Consider the following 17,410-nt stretch of genomic DNA (forward strand, 5'->3'; position numbering starts at 1 on the left):
ATTTAACCTTTTTTTAGTAGAATTTTATCTACTTAATCATAAAAAGGAAATGAAAATGGCTGTAAAAGTTGCAATAAATGGCTTTGGACGCATTGGAAGATGTGTTGCAAGAATTATCATGAAACGCGATGATATAGAACTTGTAGCGATTAATGATACTACTGATATTGAACTCACAAAATATCTTTTTAAATACGACACCGTTCATGGGGTATATGATGGTAGTGTTGAAAATGAAAATGATGATTTAATAATTGATAATAAAAAAATAAAAGTTTTAAAAAGTAGAAATGTAGCAGATTTAGACTTTGCAAAATATGGCGCACAAATTGTTTTAGAGTGTACCGGTGCACACTTAACTATGGAAAAATGTCAAGGATTTTTAGATCATGGGGTGCAAAAAGTCATCATGAGTGCACCTGCAAAAGATAAAACTCCAACCTATGTTTTAGGAGTAAATGCTCACGAATATAAAGGCGAAAATATCATCTCAAATGCAAGTTGTACCACCAACTGCCTAGGACCAATTTGTAGAGTTTTGCAAGATAATTTTGGCATAGAAAAAGGTTTAATGACTACTATACATGCTTACACCAATGGTCAAAGTATTATTGATGCAAAAGCAAGAGATAAAAGAAGATCACGCGCTGCTGCACAAAATATCATCCCTACTTCTACCGGTGCAGCAAAAGCTATGAAGCTTGTTATGCCTGAACTTGATGGAAAATTACATGGTCAAAGCATGCGTGTGCCTGTAGCTGATGTATCAACTGTAGATTTAACTGCAACTTTAAAGAAAAAAGTAAGTAAAGAAGAAATCAATGAAGCCTTTAGAAAAGCAGCTGCTAGTAATTTAAAAGGCATATTATTGGTAGATGATGAAGAAAGAGTTTCTAGTGATTTTATAACTTGCTCTTATGGTGCAATTGTAGCAAGTGATTTAACTCAAGTTATTTGTGATGATTTTGTTAAAGTGGTTGCTTGGTATGATAATGAATGGGGTTATTCTTCTCGTTTAGTAGATATGGCAGTATTTATAGCAAAGGCTTAAGATGAGTAGTATTTTATCGATTAAAGATATTGATCTTGCAAAGAAAAAAGTATTTATAAGATGTGATTTTAATGTTCCTCAAGATGAGTTTTTAAATATCACCGACGATCGTCGTATTCGCTCGGCCATCCCTACTATAAGGTATTGTTTAGATAATGGCTGTGCGGTTATTTTAGCTTCACATTTAGGGCGTCCAAAAGAAATAGCTTCAAAATACTCTTTAGAACCAGTTGCAAAAAGACTTGCACGCTTAATGGCTAAAGAAGTCATCATGGCTAAAGATGTTATAGGTGAAGATGCAAAGAAAAAAGCTAGCGAATTAAAATCAAGTGAAATTTTGCTTTTAGAAAATTTACGCTTTGAAAAGGGTGAAACTAAGAATGATGAAAATTTAGCCAAAGAACTTGCTTCTATGGCTGATGTTTATATTAATGATGCTTTTGGGGTTTGTCATAGAGCCCATGCTAGCGTTGAAGCTATTACAAAATACTTTGATAATACAAACAAGGGTGCGGGATTTTTACTCCAAAAAGAAATTGAGTTTGCAAGCAATCTTATCAAACACCCTGCGCGTCCTTTTGTGGCCGTAGTAGGTGGTTCTAAAGTAAGTGGGAAATTACAAGCTTTGACTAACTTACTTCCAAAAGTAGATAAATTAATCATAGGCGGAGGTATGGCCTTTACTTTCTTAAAAGCTCAAGGTTATGATATAGGAAATTCTCTTTTAGAAGAAGATTTAATTGAAGAAGCAAATAAAATCTTACTCAAAGGTAAAAATCTAGGTGTAAAAATTTATCTTCCTGTGGATGTTACAGCAGCGCAAACTTGCTCTCAAGAAGCAGTAATGAAATACACCCCTGTGCAAGAAATTCCTGCAGGTTGGATGGGACTTGATATAGGTCCTGCTAGCGTAAGATTATTTAAAGAGGCACTTTCTGATGCTCAAACTATATGGTGGAATGGGCCTATGGGAGTTTTTGAAATCGATAAATTCTCAAAAGGTAGCATTAAAATGAGTCATTATATTAGTGAATCTCATGCAACAACTGTAATAGGTGGTGGTGATACTGCTGATGTTGTAGCAAGAGCAGGTGATGCTGATGAGATGACTTTCATTTCAACCGGTGGTGGAGCATCATTAGAGCTTATAGAAGGAAAAGAACTTCCTGGTGTAAAACCTTTGACCATAAAGGATAATGAATGATTTTTGCAGCAAATTTAAAGTGTAATCATACAAGATCAAGCTTTGAACTTTACGCTCAAAAATTAAACCAAAACTTAAACAAAGAAGATGAAATTTTCATCTTCCCTCCTAGCATAGCTTTTTTAAAAGACAATTTTTCATTTCAGCAAGGCGCGCAGAATTTCTACCCTTGTGAAAATGGAGCCTATACCGGAGAAATTGGTAAAATTCACTTAGAAGAATTTAATATCAAAAGTGTTTTAATAGGTCATTCTGAAAGAAGAGCTTTAAATGAAAATGAAAGCTTTTTAAAAGCTAAATTTGATTTTGCAAAAAATCTTGATTTTAATATCATTTATTGTATAGGCGAAAGTTTAGAAACCAAAAATACTAATAAAAGCTTAGATTTTTTAAAAAAACAAATTGAAAATATTGATTTATCTTATAAAAAACTTATCATAGCATATGAGCCTATTTATTCTATAGGTACAGGAGTTAGTGCTAATCTTGATGATATTAATACCATACTTAATTTTTTAAGAGAATTTACTAACGCTAAGCTTTTATACGGTGGAAGTGTTAATCAAAACAATATTAAAGAAATTTGTGCTTTAAAAAATTGTGATGGAGTATTAATAGGTTCAGCCGCATTAAATGCAAATGATTTTTTAAATATGATACAAATAGCCAAAGGTTAAAAAATGTCTTTAAGCAATGAAGAATTAAAAAGCATATTAGAGCATAAAATTGCTCTATTAGAAAACTCGCATAAAGAAGAGAAAAATATCTCATTAGAAGCCGTAAATTCTATCATTAAAACTTTAGGTTTGCCAAATGATTTTAGCCCTTTAGCACATAGATATTTTCAACTTCACACCCCACCTAGTCTCATATGGCTTCATTTAAGTGAATGCACAGGATGTAGTGAGAGTTTGCTTAGAACTTCATTGCCTGACTTTTTAGATCTGATTTTTGATTTCATTTCTTTAGAATATCATGAAACCTTTATGAGTGCAAGCGGACACCAAGCAGAATCGCATTTAGAGGAAGTTTTAGAAAAAAAAGATTTTCTTTTGGCCGTTGAAGGCGGGGTTTGTGCTATAGATCCTTTTTATCTAACTATAGGGGCACATGGTGAAAATGGATATGAAATTTTACAAAAATGTGCCAAAAATGCTAAAACAATCTTTGCTATGGGAACTTGCTCAAGCTATGGAGGAATTCAAGCTGCACATCCAAACCCTACCAAAAGCATAGGAATTTCTAAAGTCTTGGAAAAAAAAGTAATCAATATACCAGGTTGTCCTCCAAGTGATGTAAATATCATTGCAGCGCTTTGCTTTTATATATTATTTGAGCAAGACATGGCTTTAGATGAACAAAATAGACCTTTGGCTTTTTATGGTAAATGTTTGCATGATTTATGTGAAAGAAAAGCTAAATTTGAAGCAGGTAATTTTGCTCAAAGTTTTAACGATGAAAATATAAAACAAGGTTATTGTCTTTTTAAAGTAGGTTGTAAAGGACCTTATGCTTATAATAATTGCCCTAAGGTTAAATTTAACTCCAAAACCTCTTGGCCAGTAGCTGCAGGACATGGCTGTATTGCCTGTAGTGAAGAGAATTTTTGGGATGATTTTGGTTTTTATGAAAAACCTATGAGCAATGAATTTGCTTATAATAATTTTTCTATTATATTGGATAATAAAATAGTCCATAATAGCTCTAACAATGAGCTTAATTCAGATAATATTTTGTTAGATTTAGAAAGCGATATTAGTGGAATTTTTTATCAAAATGACACAAAGATTAATTTTTTAGACTTTAGTTTTGAAGCTAATCCTAAAGTTTTTTTAAATAATTTTGCAAAAACTAAAATGGCTATGACTTTAGTACAAAACTATCAAGAGCAATTTAAAACATATTATAATTTTATACAAGAAAATTATAATAATGAAAGCAAAATTAGTAATAATATCTTAGATTTATTTTATTTTATATATCCTTTTATTAGCGGAAAAAAATTAAGCCATTTAGATGAGTTTTTAGATCTTGCTTTAGCTTATAAGTTCAAACATCCTAGCAAATTTGATTTTAAAACTACCATTAATGAACAAGCAAAGCTTGATATTTCTAAATCAATGCGTATGCCTTTGATTTATATTTTAGGTGGTTTAGATAAAGAAGCTATTGCTTTTGGATTGATTTTTTCTTTAAAAGAAAATTTAAAACAGGCTTTAAAAGCATGTAAAAATATACATAACAAAAAACAAATTTTAATACACTCAAATAATGAAAAAATACTAAAATTATTTTGGGATTTAACGAGTGTTTAAAGACTTAATGATAAAATATTTATCTCCCTAGTATTTGAAATTTGCAAAGCTTAAAAACTTTGCAAATTTATTTAAGATTTAGTTATTTTGACGATATAACTTTATCTTGATTTGAAAGGAACATTATGCAAATTTCTAGCTACAACTCTCAAAATTTTTCTATGGATATAAAAACAAAAAATGGCAATCATCTTTCTTTTTCTATGTACGATAAAAAAGAAGCAAAATTAGATAAAGATGGAAATTCAGCATCTTTGAGTTTAAGAAATCAATTTGGTTTTTCGTTTTCATATAGTGGCACAAAACTTTCGCAAGAAGAAATTGAAGAAATTAAAGAAGCAGTAGCCAAAGTACAGCCTCAAATTGATGAATTTATGAAAAACTCAAGAGTAGGAACCTTAAAGCCAAAAGAGCTTATCACCACTGCGATGAAAATTGGTGATGCTCTGCCTATACCAAAAAATGAAGAGCACAAAAAAGCAACCTTGCATGAGTTATTTAATATTATGGATAAAAGTTTAAATAAAGAAATGACAAAAACTGATCTTGAAGATATTAAAAAACAGATTTTCCAAGATAGTGCTAAATTATTAGAAGAAATTTGGAAGCAATATAACAATCAAGAAAAGAAAAAAGAAGAAGAAAATAATAAAGAATTTGGATTTTACGCTTAAGAAGGAAAATAAATGCAAGTAAAAGATATTTTAAAAAGCATGCTAGAACTCCAGCAAAAATTAAATGATGATACTAATGGTATAGGATGGGAAAATGGCTATACCAAAGAAGGTAAATTAATTAGCTTTAGAAGATGCATTTATATGGAGTGTGCTGAACTTATTGACTCTTTTGCCTGGAAGCATTGGAAAAGTATACACACTCCTGCAAACTGGGATAATGTATGTATTGAAATAGTAGATATATGGCATTTTATCTTGAGTTTAATTTTAGAAGAATACAAAGAAAAACAAATTAATGATAAAAATTTCATAGCAGAAGAAGTTTCTTCTGTAAGTTTTTTTGATGATTTTTGCAAAGAAACTTCTAATCCAAACGAAGCAGATATTTATGGAATTTTAAATGATATTGAGCTTATTATCCATAAATGCAGTGGATTTGATTATGATTTAGGTGAGCTTTTAAGTGTCTATTTTATTCTAGCTAGAAAATGTGGCTTAAATTTCTTTAAACTTTACAAAACATATATTGGAAAAAATATTTTAAATCAATTCAGACAAGAAAATGGCTATAAAGAAGGCACATATAAAAAAACATGGAATGGTGTAGAAGACAATGAAGTTTTAAATCAAATTTTAAAAGAAACCTTAGATTATAAAGAAATTTACAAAAAACTTCAAAATTATTACGATGAATTAAAATGAATATTTTATATCTAAGCTTGCAAAATTTTTTTAGTAAACCTTTTTTAAAATTTTCTTTTTTGCCTTTTTTTGTTAGTTTAATTATTTTAGCCTTGCTTGTATTCTACACCTATGATATCTTTTTTTCTTATATTGAAGATGTCATTAGCAGAACTTTCATGGCTTGGTTTTTTAGCTTTTCCATAGTACAATTTTCACTTACATTTTTGAGTGCCATAGGTGGATTTTTCATAGTAGTTTTTGCCTCAGTATTTTTATCCATGCTAATTATTTCTTTTTTAACGCCTTATATAGTAAAAAAAATAAATCAAAAATACTACAACTATTTCATACAAAAAGAAGTAAATTCTTTAGAAGTTTTACTCAAAACATTTAAATTTATATTGACTTTTTGCGTATTATTTATAATCGCTACTTTTTTACTAATCATACCTTTTATAAGTATTCTGATTTATTATGGAGTTTTTTATTATTTATTTCATAAACTTTTACTCTTAGATGTATTAAGCAATGTCTTGGATAAAAATTCTTTTAATAATTTTTATAAGAACTCTTCACCTTTGAACTTTAAAATAAGTACTTTAATATTTTTTATTTTATCAAGCATTCCTTTACTTGGACTATTTTTACAAGTATTTTATGTAATTTTTTTAACTCATTTAAGTTACCAAAAGATCTTAAATTTAGAAGCTAAAAATAATGGATGAGAGAATTAAAAAATTCATTCATTCTCAAAAACTCTTAACCTTGAGCGTGCAAGATAATGATGAAATATATTGCGCAAGTTGCTATTATACTTTTGATGATAAAAATCTTGCATTGATTTTTGCTAGCGAAGAACATACTAGACACATTCAGCTTTCTTATAAAAATCCAAAAGTAGGAGTTAATATAGCACTAGATACAAATATTATCAATCTTATTAAAGGAGTACAAATTAAAGCTATTTTTAGAAAAGCTACCGCAGAACAAGAAAAAATATATTATGAAAAATTTCCCTTTGCAAAACTTGCAAAAGCTTGTATTTTTGCTCTAAATATACAATGGGCAAAATATACCGATAATAAAATTCTACTTTCTAAAAAATTAGAATTTTTTATTTAAAAATATCCTAAAAATATAATATTTTTTAATAAAAATTAATTTTTTTATAATTTTTTAAATATTTTTTTAATAAAATCATACAAACTATCATAATCATAAAGTCAAATATTGACTTTGTCAAGGAGAAAAAATGCTCTCTTCTATTAAGAAATACCTACTAGGTAATTTTTCCAACAAAATAGCTTTCTTAGTTTGTATTTTTGTTGTAGTTTTGCTATGTGTTTTAGGTTTTTTTAATTATGTTAAATCTAAATCCAATAGCCATACACTGTTAGTTCAGTTTCAACAAAAGGTTGCTTTTGATGTGAGTAAAAGATTTGATTTATACGCAAGCGATAGACGCAATGTGATCAATTCTTTAACAAAATACATCAAAGAAAATAAAAATAATCTAAATTCAACACAATATACTAGTTTATTAAATTCTATAGGAAATTCTTTGGGTTTTGATTTAACCTATGTGGGTTTTGAAGATGGAACTATATTTAGATCAAATGGCAATAATCAAACTCCAGAAAGTGGTTATGATCCTAGATCTAGAGGATGGTATAAAGAAGCCAAGGAAAAAAGAGAGTTAATTGTCACAGATCCTTACATATCATCTAGTATGCAAAAACCAACCATTTCTTATGCTAGTCCTATTATAGACAATGGAGAAGTTATAGGTGTAGTTGCTGCTGATTATGATTTGAAAAAATTCTCAGAAGAAGTTTTGGCTATAAGTAAAACACCTTATTCACATGCTGCTGTTTTAGCTGATGATGGAACTTATCTTTTTCATACCGATTCTTCCAAAATCTTAACCTCAACTAATATTAGTAAAGATATTATTTCAAATTATTTTAAAACAACTGAAGGTGCAAACAAAGGTCTTTCTAGGGATATTTTCAAAATTCAAACTAAAGAAGAAGGGATCAAAGCTTTAATTTGTAATGGTAGTATCAATCCAAAATATACTATTTGCTCTATAGCTGATTATGATTTTTACAGCGATACAGCTAAACAAACATTGATGGAACAAATTATTATTTCCTTAATTGCTATTTTTATTACTTTGATTTTTATTAGAATAATCATTTCTTATAATCTTAAGCCAATTGCTATTATATCTTCAGGCTTGCATAATTTCTTTAACTATTTAAATCATAAAGACATTCATTCACACCCTATTAAACTAAAAACTCAAGATGAATTTGGAAAAATGGCTGATGAGATTAATGAAAATATTAATATTATCAAAGAGGCTTTAAGTAAAGATGCAAAAGCTATTGAAGAATCTGTAAATGTTGCTAGAAAAATAGAAACAGGTGAGCTTAATTTACACATTAGCTCTCATGCTAACAATCCACAAATTCAAGAACTCATAGATGTTTTAAATAAAATGCTTGATACTTTACAACAAAAAATTGGTAATAATTTAAACGAAATTCAAGCGGTATTTGATAGTTATAAACAATTAGATTTTACTGCAGCTATTAATACCCCAAAAGGCGATGTTGAAAAAGCAATCAATGCCCTTGGGAATGAAATCAAAAACATGCTTTCAAAATCACTAAACCAAGGTGAGTTATTAAATCAAAAAGCCGAAGCACTCAAACAAAGTATGCATGAACTTACAAATGATGCCACACATCAAACCTCATCATTACAAGAAAGTGCAAGAGCTTTAGAGCAAATGAATTCAACTATGAGTGAAATTTCTATCAAAGCACAAGATGTAGTTAAACAAAGTAATGATATTAAAAGTGTTACCACTATGATTTCAGATATTGCTGATCAAATTAACCTACTTGCATTAAATGCAGCTATTGAAGCAGCTCGTGCAGGAGAACATGGTCGTGGCTTTGCTGTTGTTGCTGATGAAGTTAGAAACTTAGCAGAAAGAACTCAAAAGTCTTTAGGTGAGATTGAAGCTAATACTAATATCTTAGCCCAGTCTATAAATGATATGGGCGAAGCTATAAAGGAAGAAGCTAATGATATTAGCCAAATTAATGAGTCAGTGGCTACTATAGAAAAACTTACACAACAAAATTCTCAAACAGCAATACATACAAATGCTATTGCAAATGAAGTAGATTCTTTAGCACAAGATATATTAAGTGAAACAAAAAAAAGAAAATTTTAAAAGATGCCTTTTTGGCATCTAGATTTAAGAAAAAGAAGGTTTAATTTGTTCTAACCAAGCATCAATTCTACTTTCGGTTAAATCCTCATGGTTATCATTATCTAATGCAAGCCCTACAAATTTATCTCCTTCTACCGCATCACTTGATTCAAAAGTATAACCACCTGTAGAAACTGAACCTACTAAATTTGCACCTGCTGCTTTTAAAGCCTGAGCAAGTTTTCCCATAGCACTACAATATGTATCTGAGTAGCTTTCACTATCTCCCATACCAAAAACTGCAACGGTTTTTCCACTAAGATTTAAAGCTGAAAAATCAAAACTATCCCAATCATCTTGAAAATCTCCACTTCCCCAAGTAGAAGTTCCGCAGATTAATTTATCATAAGAATTGATTTTTTCTGCATTAATATCTGCAATATTTAACACATCTGAAATTCCTAATTTTTGAGCGATCATATTTGCCGCACCTTCGGTATTTCCCATAGAGCTACCATAAATTACTGCTACTGACATTTAACATCTCCTTAAAATTTGATTATTAATAGTATAGGGAACTAATTTTAGCAAAGTTTTGTTATTTTCACATAAATTATGTCTTATTTCTTTATGTTGAGTAAAATTTTTATTTCTTGGATACACAATATAAAATATTTCAAAAACATTTTTTTTGATAATTTGCAAAGCTAAATTTATATCCTTTTTATTATCTTCAAAAAAAGAAGGCATAATAGCCATTTTATCATTGATAATAATGATATTTTCTTGAATATCTACCCTAGCCTTTACATTGCTTTTACAAATTTTATCATACACAAAAGACTCAAAAGCCACCTGTGGATCTAAGATAAAATTTGATGACATAAAAACATTTTGTATTAATCTAGCTAAAGCATATTTTGGCATCTTTGCTTCAAGCTGTAATTTATTTAAATTTCCTTCTTTATATGCTTTGATGATTTTATGAGAATATGGACAAAATTGTTTTATTTTACTAAATTTCAAAACCCTTTCTGTGATCATATTTTGGATTTTTAACTCAAAAATATTTCTTAAACTAGTAGCTTTTTTTGCATAAATATAAGGTATTTTTAGATCATTTTCCACCAAAGAATTATACAAATTTAAAAAAATAAAATTAATATTTTCTTGTTCTAAATCTCTAAATATTTTAGGTACCAAATCCTCTTTGTTATTAAAACCAAACATATTATGCCTTTTTTGTACATTCATAAGTTTGTTCAAGACCAAAAACCTTGCAATATTCGCAATATACACAACTCACACTGCGTTTAGCACAAACCAAAGGTATATTGCGTTTTTTTGCCTCTGTTTTAATTTTTTTCATGGTGTTGTGATTTAAAAAACTAGTAAGCATGACTATGCATTCAGTATTTTGCGGAATGGGTTTTCTATTTACCCTATTTTCATTTCTAGCATCCCAATGCTCTATACTTTTTGCGCCTAAATTTGTCAAAACTGCCTTAATTGGAGTAATTTCATCTGCACCTATAACCAAAACTGACATTGAGCTTTCCTTTTATAAAAATGATAATTGTTATTATAATTTATAAAAGATAAATTTTAACTGATACTCAATATCAATTTTTAAAATTATGTATTATAGGTTTGATCAAAAATATCTGCGTGTAAAATCTCTTCTAAAACCACTGTAGCATATGAACCTTTTTGCAAGAAAAATTCTAAAGTAAAATGAGCTTTTTCTTCATCATAATAACTTTTACAATCTTGCAAATAAGACCACATAAAGCGTCTTGAACCTTGCATTTTATCTTTAAACTCATATGCAAAAGAAAAAATCTCATCTTCTAATTTTTTAGCTAGACCTTCATTTGTTTCATAAGCTTTAGAGCCTATTAAAAGCCCCATAGAACTAATATCTTTTTGATTAAATCTTTCTACTTCACTTGGCAAATCTTCACATACAAAGCATTTACCAAAAGGATAATGCCCTAAAACTTCACCTTTTAAAATCTTAAAAAACTGCTTTTGATTTTTTAAACTTTTAATTTCATCTTTATCTAAATCATAAATTTGTTTTATTTCTTTTTCACTAAAATCATTGATAAAATGTGATAATTCCACCCTTTTACTCAAATATCTGTTAAAAAGTTCGCTTTGAAAGGCAGAAATTAAAAATTCTTGTATTTTTTTATTTTTGATTTTTTTACCTTTTAAAATTTCTAGTCCTTGTAAAAAATTATCTTGAAATTTACCAAAACGCTGATATCCAAAATAATTAGCAAAACCTTGTTCTTGGATATTTTTGAAAGCTTGTTCTATTTTTAAAGCATCTACTTTTGAAACTTTTTTTAATCTTATAAAAAATGAATTTCCTTTTAAATGCCCTATTCTAAGTTTATTATCATGATAAAAACTTTCTAAAATTTTCATCTTATCATGTTTAAAATTTTTTAAGCCCTCTTCAAATTTTTTAGGCATAGAAATATATTGAAAAGTTAAGCCTTGTTTATCTTTTAAACCACTATAACCAAAATCTCTCATTTTAACACCGCTTTGCTCACTTAAAATTCTCAAAGCTTCACTGGTGCTTAGATCTTTTTTTTTTATATGTAAAATAAGATGTTCACCTTTACCACTAAATTCATACAAAGGCTTTTCTCTTACTACAAAATCATTACTATTTTTTGAAAAATACACATTTATCGGGCTGTGTTTTAAAGTATATAAGGGCTTAAAAATGATGTTCTCTTCCATAAAATTTATACCTTCCTGTTGTTGTTTTTGCAAAAATATTTAGTTTAATTCTATGTTTTTTAGCCATATTTTGTATAAATACTTTATGTTTTTTATCAAAAGCAAATAAAATTTCATACTCTTCTGCACTATTTAAGCTAAATTTATCTAATTTTTTAAGAAATTTTATACCAAGTTGATTTATAAAGAGTATTCTCGATAGATCCTTATTTAAACCATCTGAAATATCCATACTCACTCTGACTTTTTTTGCTATATCATAAAAAAATTTCTGCCTTAAATTCGGTTTTATAAAACGATGTTTAGAATGCAATTTTCCACCGCGAAATAGTATATTTAAACCTTTTAAACTCTCACCTAATTTCCCACTAAAAGCAAGCAAATCTCCCTTTTTTAAACCTTTTCTAAAAATAGCCCTTTTATTCACTTTAGAAATAATAGTTATACTAATATTAATTTTCCTATCTGCTATAGTATCTCCGCCTATAATTTGCACCCCAAATTCTTTTGCGCTATCTAGCAAGCCTTTTTGCAAAGCTTTAACTTGTTTCATTTCTAAACATTTTGGTAAAGAAAGCCCTAAAAGAGCGTATTTTGGTGTAGCATTCATAGCAATTGCATCAGAAATATTAACGAGCATAGCTTTTGCACCAATTTGCTCTAAACTCATCCAAGAGCGTTTAAAATGCACATCCTCACAAAATAAATCTTTAGAATAACAATATCCATCGATGATTGCTCCATCATCTCCGTTGATAGAATTTGCAAAAGCATTTATAATAAATTTTTCTTTATCCATGTGAATATTTTATACAAAAAGCTTTTAATTTTATATAATAATCAAATTTTTATAAGTTTAAAATGTATATAATCAAAAATAATACCAAGGATAAAAAATGCAAATAACTTTAAGAATTTTTCGTTTTGATAAAGATAGTGATTATTTAGCTTATTATAAACCATATGTTTATGATAGTAAAAATTTTAAAAGTGTTTATGATATTTTAAGTCAGATTAAAAAAGATGATATATATTTTGATTTTGAAGAAAATCCAGAAAGTTGTATTAAAGTTAATCAAGTTACCATTAGACAAAGAAGAGATTTAAGTAATATTATTGAAAGATTTGGAAAAGAACTCATCATAGAACCACTCGATACTAAAAGAGCTATTAAAGACTTGATCATGGATAAGAGTGATTTTTTAGAAAAACTTGAACTTTTTAAAGGACTTATTGACATACATGATATAGAGCTTTACAAGCAATATGACTTTTTATATTATACAAGCGAAGTAAGAGAATTTCTACCTGAATATTTAGGAGATAGTTTCTTTATATTTGCCTATAAAATGCTACTTAAATATCCAGAAAAAACTCCACAATTTTTAAAATTGATAGCAGATGAAGAAAAAGGAATTTATTATCATACTAAATTCAAAAATTTTATTTCATCTAATGAGCTTGACTATGAATCTTACATCAAAGAATTAAAAGTTATGCTTGTAAAATCAGGTCTTGCAAGAAGTATTTTTTAAGGAATTAAAATGTATAAAATTTACACCAATAGCAATAATGATTTATTTTGTTATTTTGATATTATCAAAAATGTCTTAGATACAGTCGGTGTTGAAAGCACATTATGTGAAAAACCTTTGGGTAAAAATTATTTTATTATTGACTATGATCCTAAAGATATTTTAGATGAATATTCTAGAATGATGGATGAGAATAATATCTTAGCTTGCGAATATAGCTCTTATGAAATTATGAGTAAAATCGATAAGATTAAATACGCTCCAGAGTTTTTTTTAAAATACTTAAAAACAGAACACATTAAATATTTTTTTGATAAATTTAACATAGGTGTATATCAAGGATTTTCCCATGCTAATTGCTCTTTAGAACTTGCTAAGATTCTTAAAGCAAATATAATTGATTTTGAAAGAAAATATAAGAGTTGTGGCTATGGGTTCTTAAGTTTAAATGCGCAATTAGCTTATAAAAGTGCAGCAGCAATCATTTTAGATGCTTATGATAGTGGTTGTGATTTTTTAGTTGTAGAAGATTTTTATTCTTTTTATATGTTTGATAAGTGTTCTAAAGAATTACAAGCAATTTCAAATAGAAATTTTGAAGATTTTTATATTTTAAGTTTCGCAGAGCTTGCAAATTTAGCTCTAGGTATAGTACCATACACTTTAAAAAAACACAAATTAAAAGTGAGTTTAGTCAATGAAAATCGCTCTTGAATGCAAGGATTTAATTTTAGAAAAAACTTTAGAAATTGCTTTAAAAGATTTTTTAGTTTTAAAAAAAGATTGTGATTTTTTAGTCTGTGATGAAAAAATCAACACACAAAAGCCACAATTTATCATCAACAAAAAATCAAATTTCTTAACTCACCCTTTTAACATAGAAGAGTTGCTATGTGCTTTAAATGATTTCAATGCAAGCTTGCAAAATATTGCCTATAAAATAGCAATGCGTGAGAAAAAAATTATGAATCAAAAATGTGAAGCCATTTTAGAACAACTACGCCAAGAAAGTCATGAAAAAATCGATGCAATATTTGATCTTTATAAAACAGAGTTAAAAAATCTTATCAAAGAAGAAAATAATAATGCATAAAACACAAGAATATCAAAGCGTAAGAGATTTTTTAAAAAATTACAAAGAGGATAAAAAAACAAGCTCAAAAAAACAAGCTCAAAAAATTTACACCACTATAGAAAGTGGAATTTATAAGGGTAAAAAAATTTTACTTCCTAGCCTAGATACCACAAGAAGCACTAAAAGCATAGTAAAATCATGTGTTTTTAATGTTTTGCGTTTTTCTTTACAAGATAAGGTTTTTATAGAGGCCTTTGGAGGAAGTGCTTTGATGGCATTAGAAGCAAGAAGCAATGGTTGTTTAAAAAGTTATGCCATAGAAAAAGATAAAAAGGCTTATGAAATAGCTTTAAAAAACGCTTCTGGTGTTGATCAAAATACCCTTTGTTTTAATGATGATACTTTTAAAAAAACTCCTCAAATTATTCAAAATTCTAAAGAAGATATTATTTTATATCTTGATCCTCCATTTGATATTAGAGAAGGTTTTTTTGATATTTATGAAAAAACTTTAAAATTGATAGAAAATATACAAAATTCAAATGTAAAAATCATTATCATAGAACACCACAGCACTTTTAAAACTCCAACTAAAATACAAGATTATGAAAAAACTAAAGAAAAAAAATTTGGCTCAACTACTCTAAGTTTTTACTCCTTTATATAAATTTGGAACTTTTTTTGCTTTAATTTTATGAAAATAGCATAGATTAAAGGAAGAATCGATGAGAATATTACTATTTTGCTTGGTATTAAATCTAAGCATTTTTGCAGCTACTATTAAAGAACTTACTAATGTAGTAGGTGTTAGAGATAACCAACTTATAGGATATGGTTTGGTTGTTGGCTTAAACGGAAGTGGAGATGGTACAAGTAGTGAATTTACTCTACAATCTATTTCAAATATGCTTCAGGGTATGAATGTAAAAGTTAGCCCAGGTGATATAAAATCAAAAAATACAGCAGCAGTAATGGTAACAGCAAAGCTTCCTGCTTTTGCAAGAAGTGGGGATAAGCTTGATGTAAGTGTGGCTTCTTTAGGTGATGCAAAATCTTTACAAGGTGGAACCTTACTTATGACAGCTCTAAAAGGAGTTGATGGAGAGATTTATGCAGTAGCTCAAGGTTCATTAGCTATAGGTGGACTTAGCCCAAGACCGGGTGCAGCAGGAACACACTCAACCTCAGCAAATGTTATTAATGGCGCTGTAGTAGAAAGAGAAATTCCACAAAACTTTAGCCAAAGTGAAGATTTGATTTTAAGCTTAAAAGAAGCAGATTTTAAAACAGCTAATAATATAGAAAGAGTTTTAAATACTATTTTTGACACAGATATAGCAAAAGCTTTAGATTCTAGAACTATAAAATTAACAAAACCTGAAGAATTTTCTCATGTTGAATTTATGGCAAGAGTATTAGAACAAGATATAGCTTATACCCCAGAAAGCAAAGTGATTATTGATGAAAGAACAGGAACTATCGTAGCGGGAGTAAATATAGAAGTTGAACCTATATTAATTACTCATAAAGATATTACTATAAAAATTGATCCAAACAATACCGTAGCTTTAGGACAAAATGAAATCGATATGAAAGATGGTGGTATTTTAGACCCTGTATCTAATACTTTAAAAATCACAAACAATAAAACAACAGTAGCAAACATAGCTAGAATGTTAAATAAACTTGGAGCAGCACCAAATGATATCATAGCTATTATGCAAAATCTAAAAAGAGCTGGTGCAATCAGTGCTGAATTAGAGGTGATATGATGAGAGTTGATAATTATTTAGCGAGCAAAAATTACAGCAGTGAGCTTTATGAAAACATTACCAAGCATAATAATAGCTATAAGGCTGCTAAAAACTATGCAGATAGTGCTTTTAAAAATGATTTAACTCATATACAAGCATTAAATGATGAAGATAAAGCTTTAAAAGAACAAACCGATGCTTTTGAAGCTTTCTTAATTAAAAGTGTTTTGGATATTTCTTTAAAACAAGAAAATTCTTTATTTGGAAAAGATGCAAGTGATGAAATTTATTCATCTATGTATAATGATACTATGAGTAAAGCATTAAGTGGTGGTTTAGGTTTTTCAAAATTATTATTTGATTATTTAAAAGAAAGGCGTTAAGTTATTTTTTTAAGTGTCGATATGGTTCTTAGAGTTTTTCAATAGAACTGGAGGCTTAAAATGATAAACCCTATACATCAAAGCTATGTGGCTCAAGTTGCTACTAGCGATATAAATAAAACAGAAAACAAAGAAAATAACAAGGCAAAAGAAACTCAAAAGGTAGAAGAAAATAAGGCATCTTTTATTGCTTCACAAATAAAGAATGGCGAGTATAAAATAGACTTGCAAGCCACTTCAAAAGCAATAGTAGATTCTTTATTATAATTTTTATCCTTTTTTGGGTTAGTGCCTAAGAAAGGATAAAAATGGTTAAACAACACTTAGACAAAACAAATTCTATTTTAGAAAAACTCATCAATCTTACTTTAGAAGATATAGCTCAAATTCAAGCTGCTAATCACCAACATGTTAGCAAAAGCGTAGAAGAAAAAACTAAACTTGTAAATGATTTTCAAATTGCTAAAAAAAATCTTGATAAGGCTTTAGTAGAACTTAGTAATCAAGGAAACAATAAAGGTTTAGACGAACTTTTAGATGATGAAGATAAAGAAAAACTTGCTCTTTTAAAGCAAAATTTAAACACCTTACATCAAAAAAATAAAGAATATGCTAAATTGGCTCTTATTATTAAAAATTTTTACGACAATCTTTTAAATACAATGTTTGAACAAAATGGAACAAATAATGCTTATGGGGATAATAAGACAATTCCAGATTCATTATTTAAGATCAATGTTTAA

The 17,410-nt window shown here is 28.3% G+C and carries 22 protein-coding genes and 1 pseudogene; 18 read left to right on the plus strand and 5 right to left on the minus strand.

Annotated elements, in window-relative coordinates:
- The first annotated feature begins 55 nt into the window (after positions 1–55).
- The 10 genes and pseudogenes from gap (at position 56) to L8X33_RS08740 (ending at position 9,181) form a co-directional block, all read left to right on the plus strand.
- Positions 56–1,051 (plus strand): type I glyceraldehyde-3-phosphate dehydrogenase, encoded by a 996-nt coding sequence (gene gap / locus L8X33_RS00085; RefSeq protein WP_220566300.1) that lies wholly within the window; start codon positions 56–58, stop codon positions 1,049–1,051.
- A 1-nt stretch (position 1,052) separates the two neighbouring features.
- A complete protein-coding gene (locus tag L8X33_RS00090) occupies positions 1,053–2,255 on the plus strand; it encodes a phosphoglycerate kinase (RefSeq protein WP_263659824.1) in 1,203 nt (400 codons plus the stop codon).
- On the plus strand, positions 2,252–2,932 hold the full coding sequence (locus L8X33_RS00095; protein ID WP_263662836.1) for a triose-phosphate isomerase: 681 nt from the start codon (positions 2,252–2,254) through the stop codon (positions 2,930–2,932). Before L8X33_RS00090 ends, L8X33_RS00095 begins: the two co-directional genes overlap by 4 nt.
- Positions 2,933–2,935: 3 nt before the next feature.
- The gene (locus L8X33_RS00100) at positions 2,936–4,570 is read left to right on the plus strand and encodes a hydrogenase small subunit (RefSeq protein WP_263662835.1); all 1,635 of its coding nucleotides are present in this window, start codon (positions 2,936–2,938) and stop codon (positions 4,568–4,570) included.
- Between the two features lie 125 nt (positions 4,571–4,695).
- On the plus strand, positions 4,696–5,244 hold the full coding sequence (locus L8X33_RS00105) for an ATP-binding protein (protein WP_133319360.1): 549 nt from the start codon (positions 4,696–4,698) through the stop codon (positions 5,242–5,244).
- 12 nt (positions 5,245–5,256) lie between these two features.
- Entirely contained in the window at positions 5,257–5,949 is a 693-nt protein-coding gene (locus L8X33_RS00110) for a dUTP diphosphatase (RefSeq protein WP_133319361.1), read from the plus strand.
- Entirely contained in the window at positions 5,946–6,656 is a 711-nt protein-coding gene (locus tag L8X33_RS00115) for an EI24 domain-containing protein (RefSeq protein ID WP_263662834.1), read from the plus strand. The genes L8X33_RS00110 and L8X33_RS00115 overlap by 4 nt, the downstream gene beginning before the upstream one ends.
- Positions 6,649–7,053, plus strand: a complete 405-nt coding sequence (locus tag L8X33_RS00120; RefSeq protein ID WP_263662833.1) for a hypothetical protein — start codon at positions 6,649–6,651, stop codon at positions 7,051–7,053. The genes L8X33_RS00115 and L8X33_RS00120 overlap by 8 nt, the downstream gene beginning before the upstream one ends.
- Before the next feature lie 130 nt (positions 7,054–7,183).
- Positions 7,184–7,852 (plus strand): annotated as a pseudogene (locus L8X33_RS08735) (cache domain-containing protein); the annotation flags it as partial.
- Positions 7,853–8,656: 804 nt separating this feature from the next.
- Positions 8,657–9,181: a methyl-accepting chemotaxis protein gene (locus L8X33_RS08740; protein WP_393921402.1), complete on the plus strand. Its 525-nt coding sequence runs from the start codon at positions 8,657–8,659 to the stop codon at positions 9,179–9,181.
- Between the two features lie 24 nt (positions 9,182–9,205).
- Here L8X33_RS08740 and fldA read toward each other — a convergent pair whose 3' ends face one another.
- From fldA to L8X33_RS00150, 5 genes are all read right to left on the minus strand, one after another.
- Positions 9,206–9,697 carry a flavodoxin FldA gene (gene fldA / locus L8X33_RS00130; protein WP_133319365.1) on the minus strand — a complete coding sequence of 164 codons (492 nt, stop codon included), beginning with the start codon at positions 9,695–9,697 and terminating at the stop codon, positions 9,206–9,208.
- Positions 9,698–10,390 (minus strand): hypothetical protein, encoded by a 693-nt coding sequence (locus tag L8X33_RS00135; RefSeq protein WP_133319366.1) that lies wholly within the window; start codon positions 10,388–10,390, stop codon positions 9,698–9,700.
- Position 10,391: 1 nt separating this feature from the next.
- Positions 10,392–10,709, minus strand: a complete 318-nt coding sequence (locus tag L8X33_RS00140) for a DUF2325 domain-containing protein (RefSeq protein ID WP_133319367.1) — start codon at positions 10,707–10,709, stop codon at positions 10,392–10,394.
- Positions 10,710–10,795: 86 nt separating this feature from the next.
- Positions 10,796–11,929, minus strand: coding sequence for a tRNA pseudouridine(13) synthase TruD (gene truD / locus L8X33_RS00145; protein ID WP_263669757.1), 1,134 nt, complete (start codon positions 11,927–11,929; stop codon positions 10,796–10,798).
- On the minus strand, positions 11,898–12,719 hold the full coding sequence (locus L8X33_RS00150; protein WP_263661058.1) for a thiamine-phosphate kinase: 822 nt from the start codon (positions 12,717–12,719) through the stop codon (positions 11,898–11,900). Before L8X33_RS00150 ends, truD begins: the two co-directional genes overlap by 32 nt.
- Before the next feature lie 97 nt (positions 12,720–12,816).
- On the opposite strand from L8X33_RS00150, the gene L8X33_RS00155 reads away from it, so the two are divergent.
- From L8X33_RS00155 to flgN, 8 genes are read left to right on the plus strand one after another with little or no spacing between them, the layout of a single operon-like run.
- Positions 12,817–13,455, plus strand: a complete 639-nt coding sequence (locus L8X33_RS00155; RefSeq protein WP_133319369.1) for a DUF5644 domain-containing protein — start codon at positions 12,817–12,819, stop codon at positions 13,453–13,455.
- A gap of 9 nt (positions 13,456–13,464) precedes the next feature.
- The gene (locus tag L8X33_RS00160; RefSeq protein WP_220566453.1) at positions 13,465–14,169 is read left to right on the plus strand and encodes a hypothetical protein; all 705 of its coding nucleotides are present in this window, start codon (positions 13,465–13,467) and stop codon (positions 14,167–14,169) included.
- Positions 14,153–14,548: a hypothetical protein gene (locus L8X33_RS00165; protein ID WP_263659833.1), complete on the plus strand. Its 396-nt coding sequence runs from the start codon at positions 14,153–14,155 to the stop codon at positions 14,546–14,548. Before L8X33_RS00160 ends, L8X33_RS00165 begins: the two co-directional genes overlap by 17 nt.
- A complete protein-coding gene (locus L8X33_RS00170; RefSeq protein ID WP_133319372.1) occupies positions 14,541–15,197 on the plus strand; it encodes an RsmD family RNA methyltransferase in 657 nt (218 codons plus the stop codon). The genes L8X33_RS00165 and L8X33_RS00170 overlap by 8 nt, the downstream gene beginning before the upstream one ends.
- Before the next feature lie 58 nt (positions 15,198–15,255).
- The gene (locus L8X33_RS00175) at positions 15,256–16,302 is read left to right on the plus strand and encodes a flagellar basal body P-ring protein FlgI (RefSeq protein WP_263659834.1); all 1,047 of its coding nucleotides are present in this window, start codon (positions 15,256–15,258) and stop codon (positions 16,300–16,302) included.
- Entirely contained in the window at positions 16,302–16,667 is a 366-nt protein-coding gene (locus L8X33_RS00180; RefSeq protein WP_207921002.1) for a rod-binding protein, read from the plus strand. The genes L8X33_RS00175 and L8X33_RS00180 overlap by 1 nt, the downstream gene beginning before the upstream one ends.
- Before the next feature lie 60 nt (positions 16,668–16,727).
- Positions 16,728–16,934: a flagellar biosynthesis anti-sigma factor FlgM gene (locus L8X33_RS00185; RefSeq protein ID WP_133319374.1), complete on the plus strand. Its 207-nt coding sequence runs from the start codon at positions 16,728–16,730 to the stop codon at positions 16,932–16,934.
- Positions 16,935–16,975: 41 nt separating this feature from the next.
- A complete protein-coding gene (gene flgN, locus L8X33_RS00190; RefSeq protein WP_133319375.1) occupies positions 16,976–17,410 on the plus strand; it encodes a flagellar export chaperone FlgN in 435 nt (144 codons plus the stop codon).

Origin of the sequence: Campylobacter sp. CNRCH_2014_2849, from assembly GCF_025772845.1 — a bacterium.
GTDB classification, from domain to species: domain Bacteria; phylum Campylobacterota; class Campylobacteria; order Campylobacterales; family Campylobacteraceae; genus Campylobacter_D; species Campylobacter_D lari_D.

Coding starts and splice junctions, on each gene's coding strand:
- gap (WP_220566300.1), top strand. CDS start 56: ATGGCTGTAAAAGTTGCAATAAATGGCTTTGGACGCATTGGAAGATGT.
- L8X33_RS00090 (WP_263659824.1), top strand. CDS start 1,053: ATGAGTAGTATTTTATCGATTAAAGATATTGATCTTGCAAAGAAAAAA.
- L8X33_RS00095 (WP_263662836.1), top strand. CDS start 2,252: ATGATTTTTGCAGCAAATTTAAAGTGTAATCATACAAGATCAAGCTTT.
- L8X33_RS00100 (WP_263662835.1), top strand. CDS start 2,936: ATGTCTTTAAGCAATGAAGAATTAAAAAGCATATTAGAGCATAAAATT.
- L8X33_RS00105 (WP_133319360.1), top strand. CDS start 4,696: ATGCAAATTTCTAGCTACAACTCTCAAAATTTTTCTATGGATATAAAA.
- L8X33_RS00110 (WP_133319361.1), top strand. CDS start 5,257: ATGCAAGTAAAAGATATTTTAAAAAGCATGCTAGAACTCCAGCAAAAA.
- L8X33_RS00115 (WP_263662834.1), top strand. CDS start 5,946: ATGAATATTTTATATCTAAGCTTGCAAAATTTTTTTAGTAAACCTTTT.
- L8X33_RS00120 (WP_263662833.1), top strand. CDS start 6,649: ATGGATGAGAGAATTAAAAAATTCATTCATTCTCAAAAACTCTTAACC.
- L8X33_RS08740 (WP_393921402.1), top strand. CDS start 8,657: ATGCATGAACTTACAAATGATGCCACACATCAAACCTCATCATTACAA.
- fldA (WP_133319365.1), bottom strand. CDS start 9,697: ATGTCAGTAGCAGTAATTTATGGTAGCTCTATGGGAAATACCGAAGGT.
- L8X33_RS00135 (WP_133319366.1), bottom strand. CDS start 10,390: ATGTTTGGTTTTAATAACAAAGAGGATTTGGTACCTAAAATATTTAGA.
- L8X33_RS00140 (WP_133319367.1), bottom strand. CDS start 10,709: ATGTCAGTTTTGGTTATAGGTGCAGATGAAATTACTCCAATTAAGGCA.
- L8X33_RS00150 (WP_263661058.1), bottom strand. CDS start 12,719: ATGGATAAAGAAAAATTTATTATAAATGCTTTTGCAAATTCTATCAAC.
- L8X33_RS00155 (WP_133319369.1), top strand. CDS start 12,817: ATGCAAATAACTTTAAGAATTTTTCGTTTTGATAAAGATAGTGATTAT.
- L8X33_RS00160 (WP_220566453.1), top strand. CDS start 13,465: ATGTATAAAATTTACACCAATAGCAATAATGATTTATTTTGTTATTTT.
- L8X33_RS00165 (WP_263659833.1), top strand. CDS start 14,153: ATGAAAATCGCTCTTGAATGCAAGGATTTAATTTTAGAAAAAACTTTA.
- L8X33_RS00170 (WP_133319372.1), top strand. CDS start 14,541: ATGCATAAAACACAAGAATATCAAAGCGTAAGAGATTTTTTAAAAAAT.
- L8X33_RS00175 (WP_263659834.1), top strand. CDS start 15,256: ATGAGAATATTACTATTTTGCTTGGTATTAAATCTAAGCATTTTTGCA.
- L8X33_RS00180 (WP_207921002.1), top strand. CDS start 16,302: ATGAGAGTTGATAATTATTTAGCGAGCAAAAATTACAGCAGTGAGCTT.
- L8X33_RS00185 (WP_133319374.1), top strand. CDS start 16,728: ATGATAAACCCTATACATCAAAGCTATGTGGCTCAAGTTGCTACTAGC.
- flgN (WP_133319375.1), top strand. CDS start 16,976: ATGGTTAAACAACACTTAGACAAAACAAATTCTATTTTAGAAAAACTC.